Raw genomic sequence first — 22,363 nt, 5'->3', positions numbered from 1 at the left:
GGATCAGGAATTCGGTGACCGTCAGCGTCACCGGCTCGTTCTTCCAGGTACAGGTATGGCGTTCCTGGTCCATGACCAGATTGCCGCGCTCGAGCGATTTTGTCGGCGCGGTGGCGGCGCGGCCAGGCGTGGCCGTCACTTCCCGGTTGGCGGCGCGGCGCAGCACAGCCTTGACCCGTTCGACCAGAAGCCGCTGGGAAAACGGTTTGGTGATAAAATCATCCGCACCCATCTTGAGACCGAACAATTCGTCGATCTCTTCGTCCTTCGATGTCAGGAAGATCACCGGAATGTCCGATTTCTGGCGCATGCGGCGCAGCAACTCCATGCCGTCCATGCGCGGCATCTTGATATCGAAAATGGCCAGTTGCGGAGGACGCGCCAGCAGTCCATCCAGTGCGGAGGCGCCATCGGTGTAAGTTTCAACACGATACCCTTCAGCTTCGAGTGCAATCGAAACCGAGGTAAGGATATTGCGGTCGTCGTCGACGAGCGCGATTGTCTGCATGTCTGTCGTCTCCATCATGATCAAGCACCCTTCAGGGAAGTGCCCCCGCTATCCCGGGTCAGCCGCGTTATCGCGTCCTCGCCGGGTCCCGCCGCCACGTCCATGAGGATAAAGTGAGAACAAAATGTGGCACAGATCCGCGGCGGTGTCATTCTCTCATTGCCGGATCAAAGTCCGGCTGGCCCGGCTGCAAATGTCAATTGAACCGATTAAAAAGGATACTCGATTTTTTAAATCGATTAATACTTTGATTTCATTAAGTATTCAACGAATTGCTTGTTGTTTTTTAAATTTCCCGACCCTATGTTCCGGCCAAATTTGAACCTGTCATGCGCCTGAGCAAAAAGGAATCCGAAATGAGTGAGGATTTGGGAGTGCGTAATCCCTCGGCTGAAATAGGTCTTGTTGGCCTCGATACCACTGGCCAGGTGCGATACAATACCGGTGAAGCCGAACTGGTCGAACTCGCCGTGGCGCGGGGCGAGGCCACTCTGACGGCGCATGGCGCACTCAGGGCGCTGACCGGCCTGCACACCGGCAGGTCCGCCAAGGACAAGTATATTGTCCGCGATGCATCGACCGACAGCCAGATCTGGTGGGACAACAACAAACCAATGTCGCCGGAGGCCTTTGACGTGTTGCACGCCGACATGGTGGCGCATGCAAAGGATCAGGATCTGTTCGTTCAGGATCTGATCGGTGGTGCCGACCGGGACTACGCACTCAAGTCCCGGATCATCACGGAATATGCCTGGCACGCCCTTTTCATCCGCAACCTGCTGATCCGGCCCGACCGCTCGATGCTGGCGGATTTCGTGCCGCAACTGACAATCATCAACCTGCCCTCGTTCCGCGCTGATCCGGCCCGGCATGGCTGCCGCAGCGAGACCGTGATCGCGGTCAATCTGGAACAGGGTCTGGTGCTGATCGGGGGCACCTCCTATGCCGGCGAAATGAAGAAATCGGTGTTCACAGCACTCAACTACCTGCTGCCCGCCAGGGGTGTGATGCCGATGCACTGTTCGGCCAATGTCGGTCCCGATGGCGACACCGCGGTATTTTTCGGCCTGTCCGGCACCGGCAAGACCACGCTCTCGGCTGATCCCAGGCGCACCCTGATTGGCGACGACGAACATGGCTGGGGCGAGCATGGCGTGTTCAACTTCGAAGGCGGCTGTTATGCCAAGACCATCCGTCTGTCGCGCGAAGCCGAGCCCGAAATCTTCGGCACCACCGAACGTTTCGGCACGGTTCTCGAAAACGTCGTGCTCAATGAGCACCGGGTTCCCGATTTCCATGACGGTTCGCTGACTGAAAATACCCGTTGTGCCTATCCGCTGCATTATATCCCGAACGCCAGCGATACCGGCATTTCGGGTCATCCGAAGAACATCATCATGCTGACCGCCGATGCCTTTGGCGTCATGCCTCCGATCGCCCGGCTGAGGCCGGAACAGGCAATGTATCATTTCCTGTCCGGCTACACCGCAAAGGTCGCCGGCACGGAGAAGGGCGTCACCGAACCCGAAGCTACCTTCTCGACCTGCTTTGGCGCACCATTCATGCCGCGCCACCCGTCGGAGTATGGCAACCTGTTGCGCCGCCTGATCAGCGACCACAATGTCAATTGCTGGCTGGTCAACACCGGCTGGACCGGCGGCGCCTATGGCCAGGGCCAGCGCATGCCGATCAAGGCGACCCGGGCACTGCTGTCATCAGCTCTGGACGGGTCACTGGAGACTGCGGATTTCCGCACTGACGCGAATTTCGGTTTCGCAGTGCCGGTGGCGGTCGAGGGCGTCGATGGAACCATTCTCGATCCTCGCTCAACCTGGGCCGACAAGCCCGCTTACGATGCGTCCGCCAGTCGCCTGGTCAGCATGTTCATCGACAATTTCGCCAAATTCGAATCGCATGTAGACGGGTCGGTGCTGGACGCAGCCCCCGGGTTCAAGGCTGCGGCGGAATAAGAAGGCGAATTTGCCACTCCGGATCTTCGACCGTCCCCGTTGACCCAACGGGGACGGTCGCGCATTTTCTGACAGCCCTATTGCCGCAGGAGATCCGTACCGTGACCAAAACAGTCGAGACAATGGAACTTGCTTTGTCCCGCAAGACGGATGCGGACATGCTCCGCGAAGCGAAAGCCTTTTTCGAACTGATGCACGCCCGCCGCACGGTGCGGGATTTTTCTGCGGATCCTGTCGATCCGGAGGTCATCCGGCTGGCGATCCGCACGGCCGCGACCGCACCGTCGGGAGCAAACCAGCAACCCTGGAGCTTTGTCGCCATCGGCGATCCGGCAACGAAACGCGCCATCAGGATCGCCGCCGAAGAAGAAGAACGCGCGTTTTACAGCGGCAAGGCCGGCGAAGAGTGGCTTGGCGCATTGGCGCATCTGGGCACCGACTGGGACAAACCGTTCCTGGAGACCGCGCCCTGGCTGATCGCCATCTTCGCCCAACGTTGGGGCATCGATGCACAGGGCCGCAAGGTCAAGCATTATTATGTTCCCGAATCGGTTTCCATCGCGATCGGCCTGCTGATCGCCAGCCTGCATTCAGCCGGACTTGCGACGCTGACCCATACACCGTCGCCGATGGGTTTCCTCAACCAGATCTGCGGCAGGCCCGACAACGAAAAGCCGCTGGTGCTGCTTGTTGCGGGACATCCGGCGGAAGCAGCGCGGGTTCCGGCGATCAGCCGCAAGCAGGAGGGTGATATCCTGTTCTGGAAAACAGCACCATGAGCGCCATGCCTCTGCATGCTGCGCGGGGCATTGTGATTGCCGCATGGGAACTCAGCGAGAGTTTCATCCGCGCCTCCGGTCCGGGCGGCCAGAACGTCAACAAGGTCGCCACCGCGGTGCAGTTGAGGTTTGATATCCGCAACTCGCCTTCGCTGCCCGAACGGGTCAAGACAAACGCCCTCAGGCTCGGTGGCAGCCGTGTGTCCAAGGACGGCGTCATCATCATCGAGGCAAACCGGTTCAGGACCCAGGAACGCAACCGCGCGGATGCGCGCGAAAGGCTGGTCGAACTGATCGATCAGGCTTCGGAACCGCCGCCGCCGCCCAGACGCAAGACGAAGCCTACAAGGGGATCGGTGGAGCGCCGGCTTGCGGCCAAATCGGGCAGGTCTACAATCAAGAAAGCCCGCGGCAAGGTGCAGGACGAGTAGATTGGCGCCAGCTTTTTGATTGGCAGTCCGGGCCGGCCATGCTTATGTGAGAGTTGAACCATTGAGGGAGACGATCACAAATGGGCATTTTCGATTTCATCAAATCAGCTGGCAAGAAGCTCGGCATTGGCGGCGATGATGACGCGCCGGAAGCCGAAGCAGTCAAGAAAGAACTCGATTCGCACGGTTTGGGAACCGACAAGGTCGACGTGAAAGTCGATGGCGACAAGATCGTGTTGTCCGGCGTTGTCGAAGACCAGTCGATTTTCGAGAAGGCCATTGTCGCGGTCGGCAATACGCTCGGCATATCCAAGGTCGAGGCATCCGAGCTCAAGGTGGTGATTCCTGAGTCCGGTCTGTCACTCGGTAGCGCCGACATGACTGAACTGGTCAAGGCCTCCACCCCCGCAAAAGATCCGAAATTTCACACCGTCAAGAAGGGCGACAACCTCTGGAAAGTTGCCGAAGCCGCCTATGGCAAGGGCAAGGGGTCGAAATACACAGTGATTTTCGAAGCCAACAAGCCGATGCTGTCAGATCCCGACAAGATCTATCCGGGTCAGGTGCTGCGCATTCCCGATATCGAAACCGCCTGAACGGCTGCCGGTTCAGGAAAGCTGCCAATGCTCGTCCTGCCCAAAGGGGTACGCCACATCCCCGGTCATCTTGACCGGGGCGAGCAAGAGTTGCTGGTGCAAGATCTCCGGGCGGTGGTTGGCCAAGCGCCACTCTATCGCCCGGAAATGCCGCGAACCGGCAAGCCGCTGAGCGTCAGGATGACCAATTGCGGTGAACTCGGATGGGTCGCCGACAAGGCGGGCTACCGATATCAGGATCGCCACCCGGTCACCGGAACGCCCTGGCCGCCAATTCCCGACAGGCTGATGACAATCTGGACGGATTTGAGCGGAGACACCAGACCGCCTCAGGCCTGTCTGGTCAATTTCTATGATGCGAAGGCCCGCATGGGGCTGCACCAGGACAAGGACGAGAGCGATTTTTCGGCGCCGGTGCTTTCAATTTCGCTTGGCGATGCCTGTCTGTTCCGCATCGGTGGCGTCGAGCGCGGCTCGCCGACCCGGTCCTTCCGCCTGGAAAGCGGCGATATTGTCCTTCTTGGAGGAGAAAGCCGGCTGGCCTTCCATGGAGTCGACCGGATCTACCCGACAACATCGACCCTTCTCAAGGATGGCGGCCGCATCAACCTGACCTTGCGTCGGGTCAACACCTGATTTCGCCGGATCTCAAGCAGGGATCTCTTACAACTTTCGCAGCGCCACCTGCTCGATGAGATGATTTGGTGCCTTGCGCAGGATCAGGTCGGCGCGCGGCCGGGTCGGCAGGATATTCTGCTTGAGGTTCTTGAGGTTGATGTTTTCCCACAGGCTTTCGGCAATGGCGCGAGCAGCGTCCTCGTTGATCGCGGCATAGCGGTGAAAGAACGATTCAGGATCGCGGAAAGCGGTTTGTCTCAGGTTCATGAACCGATCAACATACCATTTGTGAATGTCGGTCTCCACAGCATCGATATAGATCGAAAAATCGAAGAAATCGGAAACGAAGGGAACGATCTTGCCATCGGCAGGCAGATCACGCACCTGCAGGACATTGATGCCTTCGAAGATCAGGATATCGGGCCGGTCGATGGTGGTGTATTCGCCCGGCAGAACATCATAGGTCAGGTGAGAGTAGCGCGGCGCGCGGACCTTGTGCTGGCCGGCCTTGATTTCGGAGAGAAAGCGCAGCACCGCGCTGACATCATAGCTTTCCGGAAATCCCTTCCGGTCCATCAGGTTTTCGCGCCGCAGCACCTCATTGGGATAGAGGAAACCGTCGGTGGTCACCAGATCCACCTTCGGGCTCGAGGGCCAGCGCTTGAGAAGTTCTGCCAGAACGCGGGCGGTGGTGGATTTGCCCACCGCCACCGAGCCGGCAATGCCGATGATGAACGGCGTTTTGGCCACGTTTGATAGATTGAGAAACCGCTTGCGCTGCTCAAACAGCAATTGCGAGGATTCCACATGCGCCGACAAGAGCCGCGACAGCGACAGATAGATCCGCCGGACTTCGTCGAGGTTGACCGGATCGTTGAGAGAGCGAAGCCGGCGCACCTCGTCTTCGGTCAGGGTCAGTGGCGTATCGGCGCGAAATTCAGCCCATTTGTCCGCCGTGAAAAAACGGTAGGGTGAAAAATCGTCGCCCTTGAAATGATCAAGTGCAGGGGGCTGGATATTGGTCTGGTCCATACTTACTCCGCCGTGCGGCTCGCCTTTTCGGTGAGGCCCGATTGTACGGTCCGGCCTTCCAACTCCGCCATCACCTCACCAAGAGGCACATCAGCAATTCTTAGCACGACCATGAGGTGATACAGAAGATCCGCGGTTTCGCTGACCAGTTCGCCGCGGGTCTGCGAAGTTGCGGCGATCACGGTTTCGACTGCTTCCTCGCCGAGCTTCTTGGCAGCCTTGGGCATGCCGGCGCTCACAAGCTTTGCCGTCCAGGACTGGGCCGGATCGGCAGACGCCCGCTCGGAGACTATCCGTTCAAGATCGGCAAGGGTGAAGCTGGTCATGGCAGATTGAACTCCTGGGGCATGGTTTCACCCGGTCAATTCAGACGCATGTCGAGACCGGCATCCGCCATGTACTGCTTGGCTTGACTGATCGTATAGGTTCCGAAGTGGAAAATCGAGGCTGCCAGCACCGCGGTGGCGTGACCGTCGCGAATCCCCTCGACCAGATCGTCGAGATTGCCGACCCCACCCGAAGCTATGACCGGTACCCGCACCGCATCGGCAATGGCGCGCGTGAGCGCAATGTCATAGCCGGCTTTGGTGCCGTCGCGGTCCATCGATGTGAGCAACAGCTCGCCGGCGCCGCGCTCGACCATCTGCACGGCAAACTCCACCGCATCAATTCTGGTCGGTTCGCGGCCACCATGGGTGAAGATCTCCCAGCGATCGGCCTCGCCCGGGCCAGACACCTTTTTGGAATCGATGGACACCACGATGCACTGGTTGCCGAACTTGTCGGCGGCCTGGGCAACGAAATCCGGGTTTTTGACTGCCGCCGAATTGATCGACACCTTGTCTGCGCCCGACAGCAGCAATTTGCGGATATCGGCGACAGTGCGAACCCCGCCACCGACAGTCAGCGGCATGAAGCAATGTTCCGCCGTTTGCGCCACCACATCGAAGATGGTCTCGCGGTTGTCGGAGGAGGCGGTGATGTCGAGAAAGCAGAGTTCGTCCGCTCCCGCCGCATCATAGGCCTTGGCGGCCTCGACCGGATCGCCGGCATCGATCAGGTCGACAAAATTGACGCCCTTGACGACGCGACCGTCCTTGACGTCCAGGCATGGAATAACGCGGGATTTCAGGGTCATGAGCGGTCACTTTCCTCAAACTTCGCCGCCTCGACCTCGAGCGTGCCGTTGAGAATCCCCAGCGCTTCCGCCGGATCGATACGGCCATCATAGAGCGCCCGGCCGGAGATTGCGCCTTCGAGACGGGCAGCGTCGGGCATCTTCATCCGGACGATGTCGGCGATCGAAGCCAGGCCGCCTGAAGCAATGACCGGGATCGAGACGGCGTCGGCCAGCTCGATGGTGGACTCCCAGTTGATGCCGGTCAGAACGCCGTCGCGGTCGATGTCAGTGTAGATGATGGCGGCGACGCCTGCGCCCTCGAACCGTCGGGCCAGTTCGATGACGCCGAGTTCGGACGCCTCGGCCCACCCCTCGACCGCCACCTTGCCGCCCTTGGCATCGATGCCGACGGCAACGCGGCCCGGGAACAATCTGCAGGCTTGGCGCACCAGATCCGGATCGCGCACCGCAATGGTGCCGAGAATGACGCGGGCGAGGCCCTTTTCGAGCCAGGCTTCGATATGCGCCAGTGTGCGAATGCCGCCGCCAAGCTGCACCGGATTTTTTGTCGCCTTGAGAATCGCTTCCACTGCAGCACCGTTGACCGACTGGCCCTCGAACGCCCCATTGAGATCGACTACATGCAGCCATTCAAAGCCTTGATCTTCGAAAGCGCGGGCCTGGGCCGCGGGGTCCTCGTTGTAGACCGTGGCCGAATCCATTTCGCCCAGCTTGAGCCGCACACACTGGCCGTCTTTGAGATCGATGGCGGGAAACAGGATCATGTCAGGGCTTCCATTTGAGGAAATTTGCGATCAGGGCCAGACCCAGCGTCTGGCTCTTTTCCGGGTGAAACTGGGTCCCGGCCTTGTTTTCATGCGCAACCGCTGCGGTCACCATCCCACCATAATCGGTGGTTGCGAGCACATCAGCGGGATTGTTTGCCGCCAAATGATAGGAATGTACGAAATAGGCGTGCAACCCGTCAGGCCCGGTCGGAATGCCGTCAAACAACGGATGCGCGGTTTTCAGATCAAGCGTGTTCCAGCCGATCTGGGGGATTTTCAAAGCCGGATTCGAAGGCTTGATCTCGACTACATCGCCCGGGATCCAGCCAAACCCACTTGTCACGGTTTTTTCCAGTCCACGGCTCGACATCAGCTGCATGCCGACGCAGATGCCAAGGAACGGTCGCGCCTTGTCCTCGACCGCATGGCGCAATGCCGCGGTCATGCCGTCGATGGCGTCAAGTCCGGCGCGACAATCGGCATAGGCTCCAACGCCGGGCAACACGACACGGTCGGCGGCCGCCACATGATCGGCATCGGCGCTCAGGACGATGTTGGCGGAGACGCCGGATTCCCGTGCGGCGCGCTCGAACGCCTTGAGCGCGGAGCGAAGATTGCCCGACCCGTAATCAACAATGACAACCTGCATCGGGCTCAATTCCTTTTGACCGGCACCAAGCCGATGGAGCCTGTTTCACCGCCGCCCTGACGACCGGGCATCAATGGCGACCGGTTGGGCCGGCCATTCGCGGGCATGGATAATGTCTGAGGTTTTATGGCATGGCTTGAATGGATTTCAAAAGCTGTGTCGGCATCTTCCGTTTCCACCACATCGACCAGCCGCCATCCGCGGCGCTGCAAGGCTGAGGCGCGCCAGTTGCGGCCTTCCAGCGCGGTGATCAGTTGCAAGGCGAGGCCAATGGCAAGTGCGGGAACCATCTGACCTGGGACGCTCGCCAGCATGCTTGCCGCAACAGTCACCAGGGCCGCGGCGAAAGCCTCCAGCCAAAGCCGGTTGAACAGCAGCCAGATCACCGGTGCAATAAAGGCCAGTACCGCGAAACGGTCGGCGATCACCACGCAACGTTCATCCGGCGTCGGCGCGCCCGGTCTGGCCAATACAAGATAGGCGGTCATGGCAAATATCTCCGTTCGGCCGGAATTTCCGACAGGCTCAGGCCAGCGATCCCTTGGTTGAGGGGATCCTGTCCTTTTGCCGTGGATCAACTTCGCAGGCCGTGCGCAATACCCGCGCCACGGCCTTGAAGCAGGTCTCGGCGATATGGTGGCTGTTGGCGCCATACAGGTTGGTCACGTGCAGCGTTATTCCACCGTGCTGGGCCAGAGCCTGGAAAAACTCGCGGACAAGTTCGGTGTCAAAAGTTCCGATCTTGGGCGACGTGAAAGTAACATCCCAGACCAGAAACGGCCGGCCTGAAATGTCGATCGCGGCACGCGTCAGGGTCTCGTCCATGGCCAGATCCAGCGAGGCATAGCGATTGATGCCCTTGCGATCTCCCAGAGCCTTGGCCAACGCCTGGCCGATGGCGATGCCGGTGTCTTCGACGGTGTGGTGATCATCAATGTGCAGATCGCCCTTGGCCTTGATCTCCATGTCGATGAGCGAATGGCGCGAGAGCTGCTCCAGCATGTGATCGAAAAAACCAACCCCGGTCGAGATCGATCCGGCTCCGGTGCCATCAACAGACAGGGATACGGAAATATCGGTTTCGTTGGTCTTGCGGGCAACGGCAGCGCTGCGTGCTGTCTCGGTGGTGGCCATCAGTCGTCTCCGAACGGTGCATTGCTGCGCTCATTATCAGTCCGCAATCCAAATATCCAGAACGGCTTTGGTCGATGGGGTTGCCGGAAAGCCGAGGGTCCGGGGCTCAAGACAGATTTGCATTCGCTCCCGAGACACTTACATAAGGCTGACCTCATCATTTCGCGGCTGGTCAGGCCGCTTGCAGGAAAGGATGCCCCATGGGCGAGCACAACCCCTTCGGCGATATGCACGCAACCACGATCATCACCGTGCGCAAGGGTTCGCAGGTGGTCATGGCCGGAGATGGTCAGGTCAGCCTTGGCCAGACGGTCATGAAAGGCAATGCGCGCAAGGTCCGCCGGATCGGCAAGGACAACTCCGTGATTGCCGGGTTTGCCGGCGCCACCGCCGACGCGTTCACGCTTCTGGAGCGGCTGGAAGCCAAGCTCGAGCAATATCCGGATCAACTCACCCGCGCCGCCGTCGAACTTGCCAAGGACTGGCGGACCGACCGGTATCTCAGACGGCTTGAGGCGATGATGCTGGTTGCGGACAAGACCGTAACCCTGGCGATCACCGGCAACGGCGACGTGCTTGAGCCCGAGCATGGCACCATGGCCATCGGTTCCGGCGGCAATTATGCCTACGCTGCCGCGCGCGCACTGATGGATACCGACAAGACCGCCGAGCAAATCGCGCGCCGGGCCATGGAAATTGCCAGCGACATTTGTGTCTACACCAACTCCAATATCGTGATTGAAACCCTTGAGCTTGATTGACGCCCGGCGCGCATCGGGTTCAGATCTTCCGTTGTTTCACGTGAATCGTCGGAAGACGAAGACATGGCTGTTGTGATCATGAGATTGAAATCCGGCAACACCCAACCACGGGCGAGATCACCGCATGATTGATGAAGCAACACTCGACCGAGCGGTAAACCAGGGCATTCTTCAGCCTGGGCAACGCGACGCCTTGCTGGCTCTTGCCGGCAGTGCCACTGATTCCGGACACCTGAGCGGTGAGACCTCAGCATCGCTTTCAGTTGATGATCAAATGCGGCTGGTCGGCGGCGGCAATGATATTTTTGTCACCGTCGGCATCGTCCTGTTGTTTTCCGGTGCGTTATTCGCGTTGCGCGCGATCTTTCCCCATGACAGCCTGACCATCGCGCCGCTGCTGGCGCTGGCAAGCTGGATCGTGGCGGAAATCGTCACACGTCAGAAGCGGATGCGGTTGTCGAGCACATTGCTGGCGCTGGTTTTCAGCGCCGCGATTCTGTCCATGCTGGTCGAATTCATTGTGGCGCGGTTCGATCTGCCCACCACAGTTAACGCGTTTTCGCTGCTCGCCTTGCGGGCCGACGCCTGGCCGATGGGACTGATACTGGGCGGCGGCTTGATTGCCGCGGCGGCGGTGTACTTTTTCCGGTTCAAAGTGCCGGTGCTCGCCGCAGTCATAGCACTGGCTGCGACCGGCCTGGCATTCCTGGGCGCCATCCTGATCTACCATGACCAGATGGTCAGTGGCGCGATTGCGGCGCCGGCGACGGATCAACTGGCGGAGGTTCTTTCCAATGCCCTGGCGGTGCCACTGGTTTGCGGCGTGATCATCTTCGCCGTGGCGGTTTTTTTCGATCTGCGCGACCGCGAGCGACAGACAGTATGGTCTGACTGCGCCTTCTGGCTGCATGTGGTCTCGGCGCCGCTTCTGGTTCACCCGCTGTTTATTCTGGCCACCGGCCAGGAGGTACTGTCGGGCCAGATCGAACCGGGGATGGCCGCTGGCGTGCTGCTTGGCCTGATGATGGTGATGTTCGTGCTGGTGGCGCTGGCCATCGACCGGCGGTCGCTGCTGGCGCCTACACTTGCCTATTTTGGCTCGGTGGGGATCTACTACCTCGTCAACGGTGCGGCGAACACTACCGGAATTCCGCCATTTGCGTTGATTCTGATCGCAGTCGGCGCTGTGGTGATCCTGTTCGGTGCAGGCTGGCAACGTATCAGGCGCTTGATTATCCGCCCGCTTCTTCCCACATCGCTGCTTAACAGGCTTCCCCCGATAAAGGCATGATCCCGACATGAGCAATTTTTCCCCCCGCGAAACCGTAAGCGAACTTGACCGGTTCATTATTGGCCAGAACGACGCCAAGCGCGCTGTTGCAATTGCACTCAGGAACCGCTGGCGGCGGCAGCAGCTTGACGGCCTGTTGCGCGAAGAGGTGATGCCGAAGAATATTCTGATGATCGGACCGACCGGTGTCGGCAAGACCGAAATCTCGCGCCGTCTGGCAAGGCTGGCCGGTGCACCGTTTGTCAAGGTCGAGGCGACCAAGTTCACCGAGGTCGGTTATGTCGGCCGCGATGTCGAACAGATCATCCGGGATCTGGTTGAAGTCGGCATCACGCTGGTGCGGGAACGCAAGCGCGGCGAAGTCGAAGCCAAGGCGCGGCTCAACGCCGAAGAACGTGTGCTCGATGCGCTGGTAGGTAACACCTCATCTCCCGGGACGCGGGAATCCTTCCGCAAGAAGCTGCGTGACGGACAACTCGATGACAAGGAAATCGAAATCGAGGTCGCCGACAATTCCTCGGGCATGCCGCAATTTGAATTGCCGGGCATGCCGGGCGCCAATGTCGGCGTTCTCAACATTGGCGAATTGTTCGGCAAGGCGATGGGCGGACGCACCCGGAAGATCAAGACGACTGTCCGCGAATCCCACGATTCCCTGATCAACGACGAATCCGACAAGCTTCTGGATATGGAACAGGTCCATCAGGAAGCGCTCAAGTCGGCGGAAGACGACGGCATTGTGTTTATTGACGAGATCGACAAGATCGCGTCCCGGGAAGGCGGCATGGGTGCAGGCGTCTCCCGCGAAGGCGTGCAACGGGATTTGCTGCCGCTGGTCGAAGGCACGACGGTCGCCACCAAATACGGCCCGGTGAAAACCGATCACATTTTGTTTATCGCCTCCGGCGCGTTTCATGTTTCCAAGCCATCGGATTTGCTGCCCGAACTGCAGGGCCGGCTGCCTATCCGGGTTGAACTCAGGGCGCTGGGCAAGGATGATTTCCGCCGCATTCTGACGGAAACGGAAGCCAGCCTGATCAAGCAATATGTGGCCTTGATGGCGACCGAGGACCTGACACTGGTCTTTACCGAGGACGCAATCGACGCACTTGCCGAAGTCGCCGTACATCTCAATTCGAGCATCGAGAATATCGGCGCCCGGCGCTTGCAAACGGTGATGGAACGCGTTCTTGACGAAATTTCTTTCAACGCTCCGGACCAGCCGGGCTCGACAATCACGATTGATTCAGACTATGTCCGGGAGCACGTTGGTGATCTTGCGCGGAATACCGACCTTTCGCGTTTCATCCTGTAATCCGCGATTGCAACGTGAACGAGGCAGGTGAGACGCCAGGCTGACCCGTGATATAACCGGGTTATGTTGATGCCTTTGGAGAAGATCATGATGGTGCCCAGCTGCAAGTCCAAAGCCATGGTCGCGATGCTGATCGCGTTCACCCTGGGCTTGGCGCAGGTGCCGCAAAGCTTTTCCGCCGATCTGGTGCCACAGGGAAATCGCAATGTCCGGCAGCCCGATATCCCCGGCGCATCCAAACGCCGCACCCAGGCGACAAAATCAACCTTCGACGCGAAATATGAAAAAATACGCGATCTGATCGCCGAAGATACAAGGCTTCGACGCAAAATTGTCAATGTGTCGAGAAGCTACAAGATCGACCCGATCCATATTGTCGGGGCGCTTGTCGGCGAACACACCTATAATGTCGATGCCTACGACCGGCTGCAGACCTATTATGTCAAGGCAATATCCTATGCCGGCGAACGGTTCCGTTTCGAACATGGTGGCGAAACCGTTGTCGATTTCGTCAAACGCCCGGAATTTGATGACTGTGATGAGGATTCCGGGTCGGCGAAGCTCTGGACCTGTCGCGAGGAGGTCTGGGAAAAGACATTTCGCGGCAAGAAGGTTTCAGGCAAGTCTTATCCGGATGACCGCTTCGGAGCGGTGTTTTTTCAGCCGTTTTACGCCGGCCAGACATTCGGACTGGGCCAGCTCAACCCGTTGACGGCCCTCACCCACACCGATCGGGTCAACAAGGTTTCAAGGCTGAGAAAACTCAGCGCGGGCAATGCATCGGAAGTCTACAAAGCCATCATGGAGCCGGATTCGACACTTGCCTACATGGCTGCCTCGATTGCCGATTCGATCGACAATTACCGCGAGATTGCGGGTTTTGACATTTCCAAAAACCCCGGTCTGACCGCGACCCTGTACAATGTCGGCAATTCGGCCCAACGCGCCGAAGCCCTGGCCAGTGAAAACAGCAAACGCAAGAAGCGTGGATTGAAGCCGACGCTGCCCAGCGAGAACTATTATGGCTGGCTGGTCAATGAGCATGAAGACGAGTTGCGCGCAATCATCGAGAAATGACCGGTGCCACGTTTGCGTGGTCTGACACAGTACTTACCAGGACAGCTTTTGATTGCGGCGCCGGGGCGGGTCGTCGTTGATGCCGGCTTCAGGCCGGGCAGCCGAGGCGTCAATCAACCTGTCGATTTCCTCCAGCGCGGCGATGTCCAGCCGGCCAATGGCTGAAGCCAGTTTGTTGGCCACTTCCGTCGCCTTTGGCATCAGTCCGGATGTGTCTATCGTCACCTTCGGCCGAGACAGGCCGCCAAGCATCTGCAATTCCTCGGCTTCGTCCCAAATGATGTTGAAGTAGCCGATGACGCGCTGAATGAACTCCCAGCTTGGCTCGGAGCGGTTGCCGTGCTCGAGCGCGGACAAATAGGCCGGTGACACGCCGAGCGCCTTTGCCATCTGGCGCTGGGTGACGCCCCGCTCGGCGCGCAACCGGCGAACAGCCTGGCCGAACGGTGTCATTTCGGGTTCCCTCTTTCCCTGCGCAGGCGGATGTAAAGCGCTCCATCTCCGCCATGGCTGCGCGCGGCATCCTCATATCCCGAAATCAGAAAGCGGAATTCCGGCTTGCCCAGCCATTCCGGCACGAGCCGTTTTAGCACCCCGTCACTGCCTCTCGAAGCACCCTTGCCGGTAATGACGAGGACATGCCGGAGGCCCCGCTCATGGGCGCGGGCAAGGAAGCCGAACAGCAGATTGTGGGCTTCGCTCTGGGTAAGGCCATGAAGATCGATACGGCCGTCAATCGGTAACCTGCCGCGGGCAAGCTTGCGAATGACCGGCTTTTCGATCGGATGAGGCCTGGGCTTGGGGGGCTGTTTCAGGCCCGGAACCGGGTGCGTGCGCCTGCTCGGCGTTTCCGGAGGAAGCGGCTGCGGCGGCACAGACGCCTCCACGGCAAACCAGTCATCGGCTTCGACCTGCTTGCCCGGGTAAGCCTCTACCGTGCGGGCGACTTGCGCCCAGATAATCCGGTCTTCATGGCTGAGTTTGAACTTGTCACTGCTCATGACCGGCCTGCTGTGCAATCCTGGATCCGGCCGGAGCAAAAACCACAAACCGGGCGGCGGCCTTGATCGACCCGGCAATGGCGCCTGCCGCGGGTCCCGACCCGGTAAACAAGTCACCGCGCACCGGTCCGGTGATCGCGGTTCCCGTATCCTGGGCAATCATCAACCGCGCAAACGAGCGCGGAGTGTCAAAATCCGCAAGCTCGGGTGCTGACACGAATATCGGAGTGCCGAAACTGTGAATGCGGCGATCCACCGCCAGAGAGCGCCCGGGCTCCAGCGCGACCTTGGCAGCAGCCACAGGACCCAGACGCTCATCCTCGACATCAGCTTGGCGAAAAAAGATATAGGACCGGTTTTCCCGCATCAGGCGATCAGCCCGCTCCGGATCAACAGCGAGCCACTCCCGGATGGCTGCCATGGATACTTTTTCGGCGCTGATCTCGCCGCGCTCGACCAGCAGCCGGCCAATACCTGTGAACGGGTGTCCGCTTTTGGCTGCGTAGGTGATCCGCTTGACCCCGCCTCCTGCAAACCGCAGCCGGGCACAGCCTTGCACATGGGCAAAAAACACGTCGGCGCGGGAAGCCGCCCAGGCAATTTCAAGGCCCCGGCCATCCAGGGCGCCGGTTTCAATGGCCTCCCGGTCGGGGCACGTCGTCAAAGTGCCGGCCTGATCGAGCATGAAGGCGTAGCCGGCCGGGATGGTGACGGGCGGATTGTCCGGGTCAGGAACTTTTACAAGAGTGTCCGGCTTCCGCAGAAACGGAAACCGATAGCCGGATTCAAACTGGTCGCTGACATCGACATCGGGTTCATAATAGCCGGTTACCAATCCTTGCCCGCCATCAGCGCACAGCTCCACCGGCCGGAACAGGGCTTCGAAAAACGTCCGGGCCCGGGATTGTGATAGGTAGCCGGATTCGGAAAGAGCCGCGGCATAGGCGGGCTCGAGTTCGGCGTGATCAATCCCGAGCGTTCCGGTGCGGTATGGCTGGTGGTGCATGGCCTGTTCGGCCGAGCGGCGAAAAGCCGCAAAAGCCTGCGCCGGTGTGTCGTCCGCCCAGCCGGGAAGCGTGGAAAAATCTTCCCGGCGGAGCGACCATTCCATTACTGATCGGCTTCCGTCGCGATCAGGCGCCAGTTTGGATCACGCGAGCGGGTGTCGCGGGCAAAGGTCCAGACGTCATTGACATCGGTGACTTCAACCAGGTCGCCCTCGATCACCTCGCCGTCCTTGTCCAGGGTTGCCGAGATCAACTGACTGACGATCCGCAGGGTGATGTTGGCTTCCGCGCCTTTCATCTCCGCCTGGATGATGTTGGATTTTTCAATGCCGACAAAATTGGAGCGGACGGTTTCGCCGCGTTTCTCGCGCTCGTCAATGGCGGCAACGAACCCTTCGAACACTTCGCGCGACAGCAGACCTTTCAGGGTCTTGCGGTCGCCTTCGGCGAAGGCCGACACGATCATCTCGTAAGCGGTGGTGGCTCCGCCGACAAACTCCTTGGGTTCAAAGCTCGGATCTGCGGTGACCACGTCGCGAAGTCCCTTGTTGAGCTCACTGCCTGGTTCGGCATAGGCATCTACGGCCGCAAACTCGTCGGGGCCCGGAGTTTCGCGGCCACGGCGTGGCAACGTGACGACCTTAGGGTCATCCATTCCCTCCGCTGCCGGAGACTGCTCACGGCGAACCGACTGGTCGTGCGGCGGGCGTTCGTTCCCGGTTCTCTTGCCGAGCACCGAGCGGAGCTGGATGAATATGATCACCGCAGCCACAAAAAAGAAGAACGTCACAAAATCAAAGGAACCCATTCCCGCCTTCTTTCGGTTACATCATTGCTAGGGATGCATATAATCCCCAAAGGCTGATCATTCAAATGGTCACACCATTCTATTTCAAACTGCTTGTATAGACGGGCAGCCCGATTGCGGACATGACATCATGCGTTTTTCCATTATCCCGTTTTTGCTGCTCGCCATTCCATTGGCTGAAATCGCCGCTTTTGTGGTGATAGGCGGTCAGATTGGCGTGTGGGCAACACTGGGCATGGTCTTTCTCACCGCCATCATCGGGAGCTTTCTGCTCAGGTGGCAGGGCATCGGGCTTTTCAACCGGATCAATGCGGAAATGCGCTCCAACCGGATTCCGGGCCGAGACCTCGTTCATGGCGTTATGATACTGGTTGCGGGCATTTTGCTGCTGACCCCCGGATTTGTCACTGATTCTCTCGGGTTCCTGCTGTTCGTGCCCGCGGTCAGGGATCTGGTCTGGCGTCTGCTCAAGGATCGGATTGTGGTGCAGACCATGTCGGCCGGCTTCCAAACCCGCCGGCCTGATGCAGGCGGGAATGCAAGGCCCGACGGCGTTGTGGATCTCGATGAGGACGAATTCAAACGTCATACCGATCCGTCCTCACCGTGGTCGGACGAGCGCGGCAGCCTGAACAAACCCGACAATGGACCCGGCAGGGCCGATTGAGGCGGCGCAAACGGGTTGTAAGCCGGGCGACGAAATGCTAGCCCATGCCCGAACTATTTTCCGGACGACCGCATTGGCGGATGAAACACAGGGAAGAGCCACATGGCAAAGACTAAGACCGACAAGGATGCTGCTGCTGCCGCTGATCCAAAGGGCAATGGCGAAGCGTCAACGCTGAATGTTCTGGCGCAGTATATCAAGGATTTGTCCTTTGAAAATCCTGGTGCGCCAAAGTCTCTGGGCCCACGTGAAAAAGCGCCAAACATCAACATCAACGTCAATGTTAACGCCAATCCGATCAGTGAAACGGAATTCGACGTTCATTTGACAATGAACGCCGAAGCAAAGTCCGGCGATACGGTCGTTTTCAATGTCGAGCTGGTTTATGGCGGTGTCTTCCGTGTCGCCAATTTCCCGCAGGAGCACATGTTGCCGCTGCTGTTCATCGAATGCCCGCGCATCCTGTTCCCGTTTGCCCGCCAGATCATCGCTGATGCGACACGCAACGGCGGCTTCCCGCCACTGCTGATCGATCCGATCGATTTCGGTCAGATGTTCCAGCAGCGCATGGCCGAGGAAAAGACAAAGTCGCAGGTAACCAATCAGGTCAACTGATGCATGTCGCGTTCAATTGGATTGCTTTGAACGATAACGAATTTGCATGACTTCGAATGCTGCAGTGCTCTGTGAGTGACGAACGCCGCCCGGGAACTCCCGCAGGGCGGCGTTTTTCGTTTGGGGTTACAGTGCTGCAGGGCTTCCCGCATCGCCAGGCTTGGTCTTCGGTGCAATGAGAAATCTCAGTTCCATACTCAAGGTACGGAGAGAGCTGCGCTCCAACCGGCGTCAGGCGCCCGTTATCCAGCATTCGTCAGTTGGGCTTTCGCCACAAGGCAGAAGCTCCGATGCGCTCGACCAGGGCTGCGTGAGATCGTCTGTCAGCATCACTCAGTCTTTGCGGCAGGGGTCTCGGGCGCTCGCCGATTTCGACGATAACATCATCCGAACTGCGTTTGACGTCCTCCGTATCGCTTGCAGACAGGCCGAGCGCTGCCTGGCGGCCGCCAAGCATTTCGATATAGACATCCGTCAACAGTTCGGCATCAAGAAGCGCGCCGTGCTTGGTGCGGTGGGAATTGTCGATCCCATAACGCCGGCACAACGCATCCAGGCTGTTGGGACCCATCGGATGACGGCGGCGGGCGAGCGACAGGGTATCAATTACCAGGTCCGGCGCCACCGGCGACCGGCCAACGCGTTTGTATTCGGTATTGAGAAACCCCATATCGAATGTCGCGTTGTGAGCGACGTAATGCGCACCCTCGAAAAAATCCGCTATCTCGTCGACAACATCGGCAAATACCGGTTTGTCGGATAAAAACGCATCGGTTATGCCGTGCACCGCCAAGGCGTCGGGATGTACCTTGCGGCCATCCGGATTGATGAACAGATGCAGCGATCTCCCGGTTGGAAACTGGTTATCGAGCTCGATGCAGCCAATTTCGATGATCCGGTCGGCCTGATTATCAAGCCCTGTGGTTTCGGTGTCGAAAACTATCTCGCGCATCGTCTCAGCTCCGCTTTTCCCGGTTTGCCAGTTCAGTCACGATATCGGCGACCTGTTGTCTGGCGGCATCCAGACCTGCGCCGGTGTCGACAACATAGTCTGCGCGGGCGCGTTTTTCGGAATCAGGGGTTTGTCTTGCCAGGATAGCTTCGAATTTTTCCGCCGTCATTCCTGGACGGGCCAGGACCCTTTCACGCTGGATCTCCGGTGCGCAACTTACGACAATGACGACATCAACCCGGTCGGCAGCCCCGGTTTCGAACAACAGCGGAATATCGAGAACAACCATCGGAGTGTTACCAGACCGCGCCCGGTCGATGAATTCCTGCTCGCGGGCCCGCACCAGCGGATGAATAATGGCCTCAAGCAGGCCAAAGCCCTCCGGCCTTTCCATCAACTGCTCCGAGAGAAGCCTGCGATCAACGACACCATCCGGCGCAGTTCCGGGAAATGCCTGTTCGATGAGCGGTGCCGCTTCGCCGCTATAAAGTTGATGAACAACATCGTCGGCGCTGTTGACCGGGATATCCATTGCTTCGAACATGGCCGATGTGGTCGATTTCCCCATGCCTATTGAACCGGTGAGGCCGATGATGATCATGTGTGCGTCTCCATATCGGCAATCAGCAACTGGCGGAGTTCAGGGGTGACCTGAGGCCTGAGGCCAAACCATTTTTCAAAACCGGGCACCGCCTGATGCAAAAGCATTCCGAGGCCGTCGGCGGTCGCCACTCCCTGCCGTTTCGCCATCGCGAGCAATGGCGTCTCGAGCGGGACATAGACAATATCGGTCACCAGGGCACCCTCCGCCATGACAGTAAAGTCGAGAAGTGGAGCCTCTGTTCCGCCCATTCCGAGCGAGGTGGTGTTGACGAAGAGATCAGCTCCGCTGACCAGCTCCTGCAGGCTTTCGATGCCGTGTGGGCTCACCCGCGGACCAAACCGGTCGGCAAGCACCCGGGCCCGGGCCTCGGTACGATTGGCAATAGCCACCGAGGAAAAGCCGCGCGCGAGAAGTGCATGGACGATGGCCCTGCAAGCACCACCCGCACCCAGGACAATAGCCGATTTTCCCTTGTCCCAGCCCGGAGCGGTTTCATCCAGGTTGGCGCTGAAACCATGGGAATCGGTATTTGTGGCCATCAACCGGCCATTTTCGAGCCACACCGTATTGGCGGCGCCGATTTCCCGTGCCGTGACGTCTGCCTCGTCGGCAAACTCCAGAATGGCTTCCTTGTGCGGGAGCGTCACGTTGCCGCCGCAAAAGCCGGATGATCCATCCTTCAGCGCGGATACAAAAGCGGGCAAGTCCGACGCTGTGACCGCGACCGGATCGTAACTGCCATCCAGACAGGCGGCTTCGAGCCAATAACGATGGATCAGCGGCGATCGTGAATGGCTGATCGGATCGCCGATGACGAAGGCGCGTCGCTGGTTTTTATCTCTCTTATCCATCGATTGCTCCAAGCTGACGCAGTTGCGCCAGCAAAGGCAGCAACGGCAGCCCGATGATGGTAAAATAGTCGCCCTCGAAGCGCTCGAAGAGCTGAATGCCTTCGCCTTCAAGCTGGTAAGCGCCGACCGAGGAAAGAGCGCGGTTTCCGACAGCCGACAAATGACGGCCAATAAAACCAGGATCGAGCGGCCGCATCGTCATGCGTGCGATCGACATATGCCGCCAGACGGTATTGCCGTCCCGCGCCAGAACCACGCCGCTGTTGAGTTCATGGGTGCGACCGGATAGCTTGAGCAAGCGTCGTCGCGCTTGCTCCATGTCGCCGGGCTTGTGGAAGACCTCACCTTCAAGCGACAAGGTCTGATCCGAGCCGATGACGATTGCGCCGGGATTGCGGCTTGAAACATCCTGAGCCTTCGCTTCGGCCAGAATCAGCGCGATATCTTCGGCGTCCATCCCTTCCAGCGTCAGTTCAATGGCGCGCTCATCCACCTGAGCCGGTTCGACATCGAAACTCAGCCCGGCATTTTCGAGCAACGCTTTTCTATAGGGGCTCGCCGATGCGAGCACGAGGCGCGGCGCCATAGCTGTCTCCTGAACATGTCCTGCCGGATAGGACGGGGTTAGCGCCACTTGGGACGCAAGGCAAGGATTGCGGCGGCGGTCTCTTCGATCGAGCGGCGAGTGACGTCGATGACCGGCCAATTGTTTCGCTCGCAAAGCGATCTGGCATATTTGAGTTCTTCGCTGATCAGGGCGCGATCAGTGTAGTGATCTCCCTGATAGCCGGCCGTTGTGCCCAGAACCCGGTTTTGCCTGACCTGGGAGATTCGCTCGACCGAGGCGACGAGACCGACCACGAGCGGTTTTTTGGCTGTGATCAAGGCGTCTGGAAGCGGGACATCATACACGATCGGGATATTGGCGGTCTTGATGCCGCGATTGGCAAGATAGATGCTCGTCGGTGTTTTCGAGGTTCGGCTGATCCCGAGAATCACCAGATCTGCCTCATCAAAATCTGACGGCAACTGGCCATCATCATGGTCGAGAGTAAAATTCAACGCGTCGATACGCTTGAAATATTCTTCACCCATCGCGTGCTGCGCGCCAACCCGGCGCCGGGAGGGAGCACCGAGATAGGATTGGAACACGTTGATCACCGGTTCCAGCACCGAGACGCTGGGCAGTCCCATGTCCCGGCATTTCAGTTCGATGATCGAGGCCAGCTCAGCGTCGACGATGGTATAAAGCACAATCCCCGGTGCGCCATCGATTGCGTCAAGAACCGCGAACAGCTGTTTGCGCGTGCGAATCAACGGATAGACATGCTCAAGCGCTTGTGCGGCCTGAAACTGAGCGGCGGCGGCACGGCCGGCAGCCATCAGGGTCTCACCTGTCGAATCGGAGATCAGATGCAGGTGGAAATAGTTTTTTGTCTGCTCCACATGATTCTCCGTGGGATGTTGATAAACCGGGACAGACTGGAGCTAAGAGAGCCCCCGGTCCGAATGCAAGGGATAACCCGGCAGGTTCTCCACAATTGCCATCAAGTGAATGGTTTTGCGAGGATTGACGCGAGAATTGTTGAAAACATGGTGATCAGTCGATCAGGCGAAATTCCATTCGGGCGGAATTACCTGAATCCCATAGGTTTTTGGAGAGCGGATGATCAGGTTTCCAAATCGCATTGTCCTTCGTCCTGGACACAGTTTATATGAACAAGCTGTGGACAGGCTGTGGATCATTCGCAATCCCCATTAAACACAGAATCTAAGAATAAGAATCCTA

At 58.9% G+C, this 22,363-nt stretch carries 28 protein-coding genes; 11 read left to right on the top strand and 17 right to left on the bottom strand.

Annotated features, from left to right (window positions below; all coding sequences use genetic code 11):
• The coding region (locus tag ABJN75_RS12580) for a response regulator (RefSeq protein ID WP_348439939.1) at positions 1-508 on the bottom strand (508 nt) is incomplete at its 3' end.
• A gap of 356 nt (positions 509-864) precedes the next feature.
• Between ABJN75_RS12580 and ABJN75_RS12575 the strand changes: the two genes are divergently transcribed.
• From ABJN75_RS12575 to ABJN75_RS12555, 5 genes are all read left to right on the top strand, one after another.
• Positions 865-2,478 (top strand): phosphoenolpyruvate carboxykinase, encoded by a 1,614-nt coding sequence (locus ABJN75_RS12575; protein WP_348439937.1) that lies wholly within the window; start codon positions 865-867, stop codon positions 2,476-2,478.
• 101 nt (positions 2,479-2,579) lie between these two features.
• Entirely contained in the window at positions 2,580-3,257 is a 678-nt protein-coding gene (locus ABJN75_RS12570) for a nitroreductase family protein (RefSeq protein ID WP_348439936.1), read from the top strand.
• Positions 3,254-3,688 (top strand): alternative ribosome rescue aminoacyl-tRNA hydrolase ArfB, encoded by a 435-nt coding sequence (gene arfB, locus ABJN75_RS12565; protein ID WP_348439935.1) that lies wholly within the window; start codon positions 3,254-3,256, stop codon positions 3,686-3,688. The genes ABJN75_RS12570 and arfB overlap by 4 nt, the downstream gene beginning before the upstream one ends.
• Before the next feature lie 80 nt (positions 3,689-3,768).
• Positions 3,769-4,284: a peptidoglycan-binding protein LysM gene (gene lysM / locus ABJN75_RS12560; RefSeq protein ID WP_348439934.1), complete on the top strand. Its 516-nt coding sequence runs from the start codon at positions 3,769-3,771 to the stop codon at positions 4,282-4,284.
• 27 nt (positions 4,285-4,311) lie between these two features.
• Positions 4,312-4,920, top strand: coding sequence for an alpha-ketoglutarate-dependent dioxygenase AlkB (locus tag ABJN75_RS12555; protein ID WP_348439933.1), 609 nt, complete (start codon positions 4,312-4,314; stop codon positions 4,918-4,920).
• Positions 4,921-4,947: 27 nt separating this feature from the next.
• Here ABJN75_RS12555 and coaA read toward each other — a convergent pair whose 3' ends face one another.
• The 7 genes from coaA to hisB are packed head-to-tail and all read right to left on the bottom strand — an operon-like array spanning position 4,948 to position 9,625.
• Complete coding sequence (gene coaA / locus ABJN75_RS12550; RefSeq protein WP_348439932.1) at positions 4,948-5,934, bottom strand: type I pantothenate kinase; 987 nt, start codon at positions 5,932-5,934, stop codon at positions 4,948-4,950.
• A 2-nt stretch (positions 5,935-5,936) separates the two neighbouring features.
• Entirely contained in the window at positions 5,937-6,260 is a 324-nt protein-coding gene (locus tag ABJN75_RS12545; protein ID WP_348439931.1) for a phosphoribosyl-ATP diphosphatase, read from the bottom strand.
• A 35-nt stretch (positions 6,261-6,295) separates the two neighbouring features.
• Positions 6,296-7,072 (bottom strand): imidazole glycerol phosphate synthase subunit HisF, encoded by a 777-nt coding sequence (gene hisF, locus ABJN75_RS12540; RefSeq protein WP_348439930.1) that lies wholly within the window; start codon positions 7,070-7,072, stop codon positions 6,296-6,298.
• Positions 7,069-7,839, bottom strand: a complete 771-nt coding sequence (hisA, locus tag ABJN75_RS12535; protein ID WP_348439929.1) for a 1-(5-phosphoribosyl)-5-[(5-phosphoribosylamino)methylideneamino]imidazole-4-carboxamide isomerase — start codon at positions 7,837-7,839, stop codon at positions 7,069-7,071. The genes hisF and hisA overlap by 4 nt, the downstream gene beginning before the upstream one ends.
• Position 7,840: 1 nt before the next feature.
• Entirely contained in the window at positions 7,841-8,491 is a 651-nt protein-coding gene (gene hisH, locus ABJN75_RS12530; RefSeq protein ID WP_348439928.1) for an imidazole glycerol phosphate synthase subunit HisH, read from the bottom strand.
• A gap of 5 nt (positions 8,492-8,496) precedes the next feature.
• A complete protein-coding gene (locus ABJN75_RS12525; RefSeq protein ID WP_348439927.1) occupies positions 8,497-8,979 on the bottom strand; it encodes a DUF2628 domain-containing protein in 483 nt (160 codons plus the stop codon).
• Between the two features lie 37 nt (positions 8,980-9,016).
• On the bottom strand, positions 9,017-9,625 hold the full coding sequence (gene hisB / locus ABJN75_RS12520) for an imidazoleglycerol-phosphate dehydratase HisB (RefSeq protein ID WP_348439926.1): 609 nt from the start codon (positions 9,623-9,625) through the stop codon (positions 9,017-9,019).
• 200 nt (positions 9,626-9,825) lie between these two features.
• On the opposite strand from hisB, the gene hslV reads away from it, so the two are divergent.
• The 4 genes from hslV (at position 9,826) to ABJN75_RS12500 (ending at position 14,069) form a co-directional block, all read left to right on the top strand.
• A complete protein-coding gene (gene hslV / locus ABJN75_RS12515; RefSeq protein ID WP_348439925.1) occupies positions 9,826-10,386 on the top strand; it encodes an ATP-dependent protease subunit HslV in 561 nt (186 codons plus the stop codon).
• A gap of 124 nt (positions 10,387-10,510) precedes the next feature.
• Positions 10,511-11,677 carry a hypothetical protein gene (locus tag ABJN75_RS12510; protein WP_348439924.1) on the top strand — a complete coding sequence of 389 codons (1,167 nt, stop codon included), beginning with the start codon at positions 10,511-10,513 and terminating at the stop codon, positions 11,675-11,677.
• A gap of 7 nt (positions 11,678-11,684) precedes the next feature.
• Complete coding sequence (hslU, locus tag ABJN75_RS12505; protein WP_348439923.1) at positions 11,685-12,992, top strand: ATP-dependent protease ATPase subunit HslU; 1,308 nt, start codon at positions 11,685-11,687, stop codon at positions 12,990-12,992.
• A 117-nt stretch (positions 12,993-13,109) separates the two neighbouring features.
• Positions 13,110-14,069, top strand: a complete 960-nt coding sequence (locus ABJN75_RS12500) for a DUF1402 family protein (protein ID WP_348439938.1) — start codon at positions 13,110-13,112, stop codon at positions 14,067-14,069.
• Positions 14,070-14,102: 33 nt separating this feature from the next.
• Here the strand turns inward: ABJN75_RS12500 and ABJN75_RS12495 are convergent, their stop codons facing one another.
• Genes ABJN75_RS12495 through ABJN75_RS12480 form a run of 4 tightly spaced genes read right to left on the bottom strand, consistent with a single transcriptional unit; the run spans position 14,103 to position 16,885 of the window.
• Positions 14,103-14,522: a helix-turn-helix transcriptional regulator gene (locus ABJN75_RS12495; protein ID WP_348439922.1), complete on the bottom strand. Its 420-nt coding sequence runs from the start codon at positions 14,520-14,522 to the stop codon at positions 14,103-14,105.
• Positions 14,519-15,070: a Smr/MutS family protein gene (locus ABJN75_RS12490; protein ID WP_348439921.1), complete on the bottom strand. Its 552-nt coding sequence runs from the start codon at positions 15,068-15,070 to the stop codon at positions 14,519-14,521. Before ABJN75_RS12490 ends, ABJN75_RS12495 begins: the two co-directional genes overlap by 4 nt.
• On the bottom strand, positions 15,060-16,181 hold the full coding sequence (locus tag ABJN75_RS12485; protein ID WP_348439920.1) for an MltA domain-containing protein: 1,122 nt from the start codon (positions 16,179-16,181) through the stop codon (positions 15,060-15,062). Before ABJN75_RS12485 ends, ABJN75_RS12490 begins: the two co-directional genes overlap by 11 nt.
• Positions 16,181-16,885 carry a Tim44/TimA family putative adaptor protein gene (locus ABJN75_RS12480; RefSeq protein ID WP_348439919.1) on the bottom strand — a complete coding sequence of 235 codons (705 nt, stop codon included), beginning with the start codon at positions 16,883-16,885 and terminating at the stop codon, positions 16,181-16,183. The genes ABJN75_RS12485 and ABJN75_RS12480 overlap by 1 nt, the downstream gene beginning before the upstream one ends.
• Before the next feature lie 130 nt (positions 16,886-17,015).
• On the opposite strand from ABJN75_RS12480, the gene ABJN75_RS12475 reads away from it, so the two are divergent.
• Together ABJN75_RS12475 and secB are read left to right on the top strand one after the other, a co-directional pair.
• Positions 17,016-17,552 (top strand): FxsA family protein, encoded by a 537-nt coding sequence (locus tag ABJN75_RS12475; RefSeq protein WP_348439918.1) that lies wholly within the window; start codon positions 17,016-17,018, stop codon positions 17,550-17,552.
• A 102-nt stretch (positions 17,553-17,654) separates the two neighbouring features.
• A complete protein-coding gene (gene secB / locus ABJN75_RS12470; RefSeq protein ID WP_348439917.1) occupies positions 17,655-18,167 on the top strand; it encodes a protein-export chaperone SecB in 513 nt (170 codons plus the stop codon).
• Positions 18,168-18,423: 256 nt separating this feature from the next.
• On the opposite strand, the gene dnaQ is transcribed toward secB, so the two are convergent.
• The 5 genes from dnaQ to ABJN75_RS12445 are packed head-to-tail and all read right to left on the bottom strand — an operon-like array spanning position 18,424 to position 22,020.
• Positions 18,424-19,119 (bottom strand): DNA polymerase III subunit epsilon, encoded by a 696-nt coding sequence (gene dnaQ / locus ABJN75_RS12465; RefSeq protein ID WP_348439916.1) that lies wholly within the window; start codon positions 19,117-19,119, stop codon positions 18,424-18,426.
• Positions 19,120-19,123: 4 nt separating this feature from the next.
• Positions 19,124-19,720: a dephospho-CoA kinase gene (coaE, locus tag ABJN75_RS12460; protein ID WP_348439915.1), complete on the bottom strand. Its 597-nt coding sequence runs from the start codon at positions 19,718-19,720 to the stop codon at positions 19,124-19,126.
• On the bottom strand, positions 19,717-20,574 hold the full coding sequence (locus tag ABJN75_RS12455) for a shikimate dehydrogenase (RefSeq protein ID WP_348439914.1): 858 nt from the start codon (positions 20,572-20,574) through the stop codon (positions 19,717-19,719). The genes coaE and ABJN75_RS12455 overlap by 4 nt, the downstream gene beginning before the upstream one ends.
• Positions 20,567-21,160 (bottom strand): Maf-like protein, encoded by a 594-nt coding sequence (locus ABJN75_RS12450; RefSeq protein ID WP_348439913.1) that lies wholly within the window; start codon positions 21,158-21,160, stop codon positions 20,567-20,569. The genes ABJN75_RS12455 and ABJN75_RS12450 overlap by 8 nt, the downstream gene beginning before the upstream one ends.
• Positions 21,161-21,198: 38 nt before the next feature.
• Entirely contained in the window at positions 21,199-22,020 is an 822-nt protein-coding gene (locus ABJN75_RS12445; RefSeq protein WP_348439912.1) for a pyruvate, water dikinase regulatory protein, read from the bottom strand.
• Between the last annotated feature and the right edge of the window lie 343 nt (positions 22,021-22,363).

Origin of the sequence: Hoeflea sp. (genome assembly GCF_039975035.1) — a bacterium.
Classification (GTDB): Bacteria; Pseudomonadota; Alphaproteobacteria; order Rhizobiales; family Rhizobiaceae; genus Hoeflea.
This window is presented reverse-complemented; position numbering and strand designations above follow the sequence as displayed.

What these genes read in the sequence shown, in the direction of transcription:
- hisH (WP_348439928.1), bottom strand. Translation starts at nt 8,491, where the DNA reads ATGCAGGTTGTCATTGTTGATTACGGGTCGGGCAATCTTCGCTCCGCG.
- ABJN75_RS12510 (WP_348439924.1), top strand. Translation starts at nt 10,511, where the DNA reads ATGATTGATGAAGCAACACTCGACCGAGCGGTAAACCAGGGCATTCTT.
- ABJN75_RS12575 (WP_348439937.1), top strand. Translation starts at nt 865, where the DNA reads ATGAGTGAGGATTTGGGAGTGCGTAATCCCTCGGCTGAAATAGGTCTT.
- hisB (WP_348439926.1), bottom strand. Translation starts at nt 9,625, where the DNA reads ATGGCCACCACCGAGACAGCACGCAGCGCTGCCGTTGCCCGCAAGACC.
- hslV (WP_348439925.1), top strand. Translation starts at nt 9,826, where the DNA reads ATGGGCGAGCACAACCCCTTCGGCGATATGCACGCAACCACGATCATC.
- ABJN75_RS12545 (WP_348439931.1), bottom strand. Translation starts at nt 6,260, where the DNA reads ATGACCAGCTTCACCCTTGCCGATCTTGAACGGATAGTCTCCGAGCGG.
- coaA (WP_348439932.1), bottom strand. Translation starts at nt 5,934, where the DNA reads ATGGACCAGACCAATATCCAGCCCCCTGCACTTGATCATTTCAAGGGC.
- ABJN75_RS12480 (WP_348439919.1), bottom strand. Translation starts at nt 16,885, where the DNA reads ATGGGTTCCTTTGATTTTGTGACGTTCTTCTTTTTTGTGGCTGCGGTG.
- hisA (WP_348439929.1), bottom strand. Translation starts at nt 7,839, where the DNA reads ATGATCCTGTTTCCCGCCATCGATCTCAAAGACGGCCAGTGTGTGCGG.
- ABJN75_RS12525 (WP_348439927.1), bottom strand. Translation starts at nt 8,979, where the DNA reads ATGACCGCCTATCTTGTATTGGCCAGACCGGGCGCGCCGACGCCGGAT.
- dnaQ (WP_348439916.1), bottom strand. Translation starts at nt 19,119, where the DNA reads ATGCGCGAGATAGTTTTCGACACCGAAACCACAGGGCTTGATAATCAG.
- arfB (WP_348439935.1), top strand. Translation starts at nt 3,254, where the DNA reads ATGAGCGCCATGCCTCTGCATGCTGCGCGGGGCATTGTGATTGCCGCA.
- coaE (WP_348439915.1), bottom strand. Translation starts at nt 19,720, where the DNA reads ATGATCATCATCGGCCTCACCGGTTCAATAGGCATGGGGAAATCGACC.
- hisF (WP_348439930.1), bottom strand. Translation starts at nt 7,072, where the DNA reads ATGACCCTGAAATCCCGCGTTATTCCATGCCTGGACGTCAAGGACGGT.
- ABJN75_RS12495 (WP_348439922.1), bottom strand. Translation starts at nt 14,522, where the DNA reads ATGACACCGTTCGGCCAGGCTGTTCGCCGGTTGCGCGCCGAGCGGGGC.
- ABJN75_RS12555 (WP_348439933.1), top strand. Translation starts at nt 4,312, where the DNA reads ATGCTCGTCCTGCCCAAAGGGGTACGCCACATCCCCGGTCATCTTGAC.
- ABJN75_RS12490 (WP_348439921.1), bottom strand. Translation starts at nt 15,070, where the DNA reads ATGAGCAGTGACAAGTTCAAACTCAGCCATGAAGACCGGATTATCTGG.
- secB (WP_348439917.1), top strand. Translation starts at nt 17,655, where the DNA reads ATGGCAAAGACTAAGACCGACAAGGATGCTGCTGCTGCCGCTGATCCA.
- hslU (WP_348439923.1), top strand. Translation starts at nt 11,685, where the DNA reads ATGAGCAATTTTTCCCCCCGCGAAACCGTAAGCGAACTTGACCGGTTC.
- ABJN75_RS12450 (WP_348439913.1), bottom strand. Translation starts at nt 21,160, where the DNA reads ATGGCGCCGCGCCTCGTGCTCGCATCGGCGAGCCCCTATAGAAAAGCG.
- ABJN75_RS12485 (WP_348439920.1), bottom strand. Translation starts at nt 16,181, where the DNA reads ATGGAATGGTCGCTCCGCCGGGAAGATTTTTCCACGCTTCCCGGCTGG.
- ABJN75_RS12475 (WP_348439918.1), top strand. Translation starts at nt 17,016, where the DNA reads ATGCGTTTTTCCATTATCCCGTTTTTGCTGCTCGCCATTCCATTGGCT.
- lysM (WP_348439934.1), top strand. Translation starts at nt 3,769, where the DNA reads ATGGGCATTTTCGATTTCATCAAATCAGCTGGCAAGAAGCTCGGCATT.
- ABJN75_RS12455 (WP_348439914.1), bottom strand. Translation starts at nt 20,574, where the DNA reads ATGGATAAGAGAGATAAAAACCAGCGACGCGCCTTCGTCATCGGCGAT.
- ABJN75_RS12500 (WP_348439938.1), top strand. Translation starts at nt 13,110, where the DNA reads ATGGTCGCGATGCTGATCGCGTTCACCCTGGGCTTGGCGCAGGTGCCG.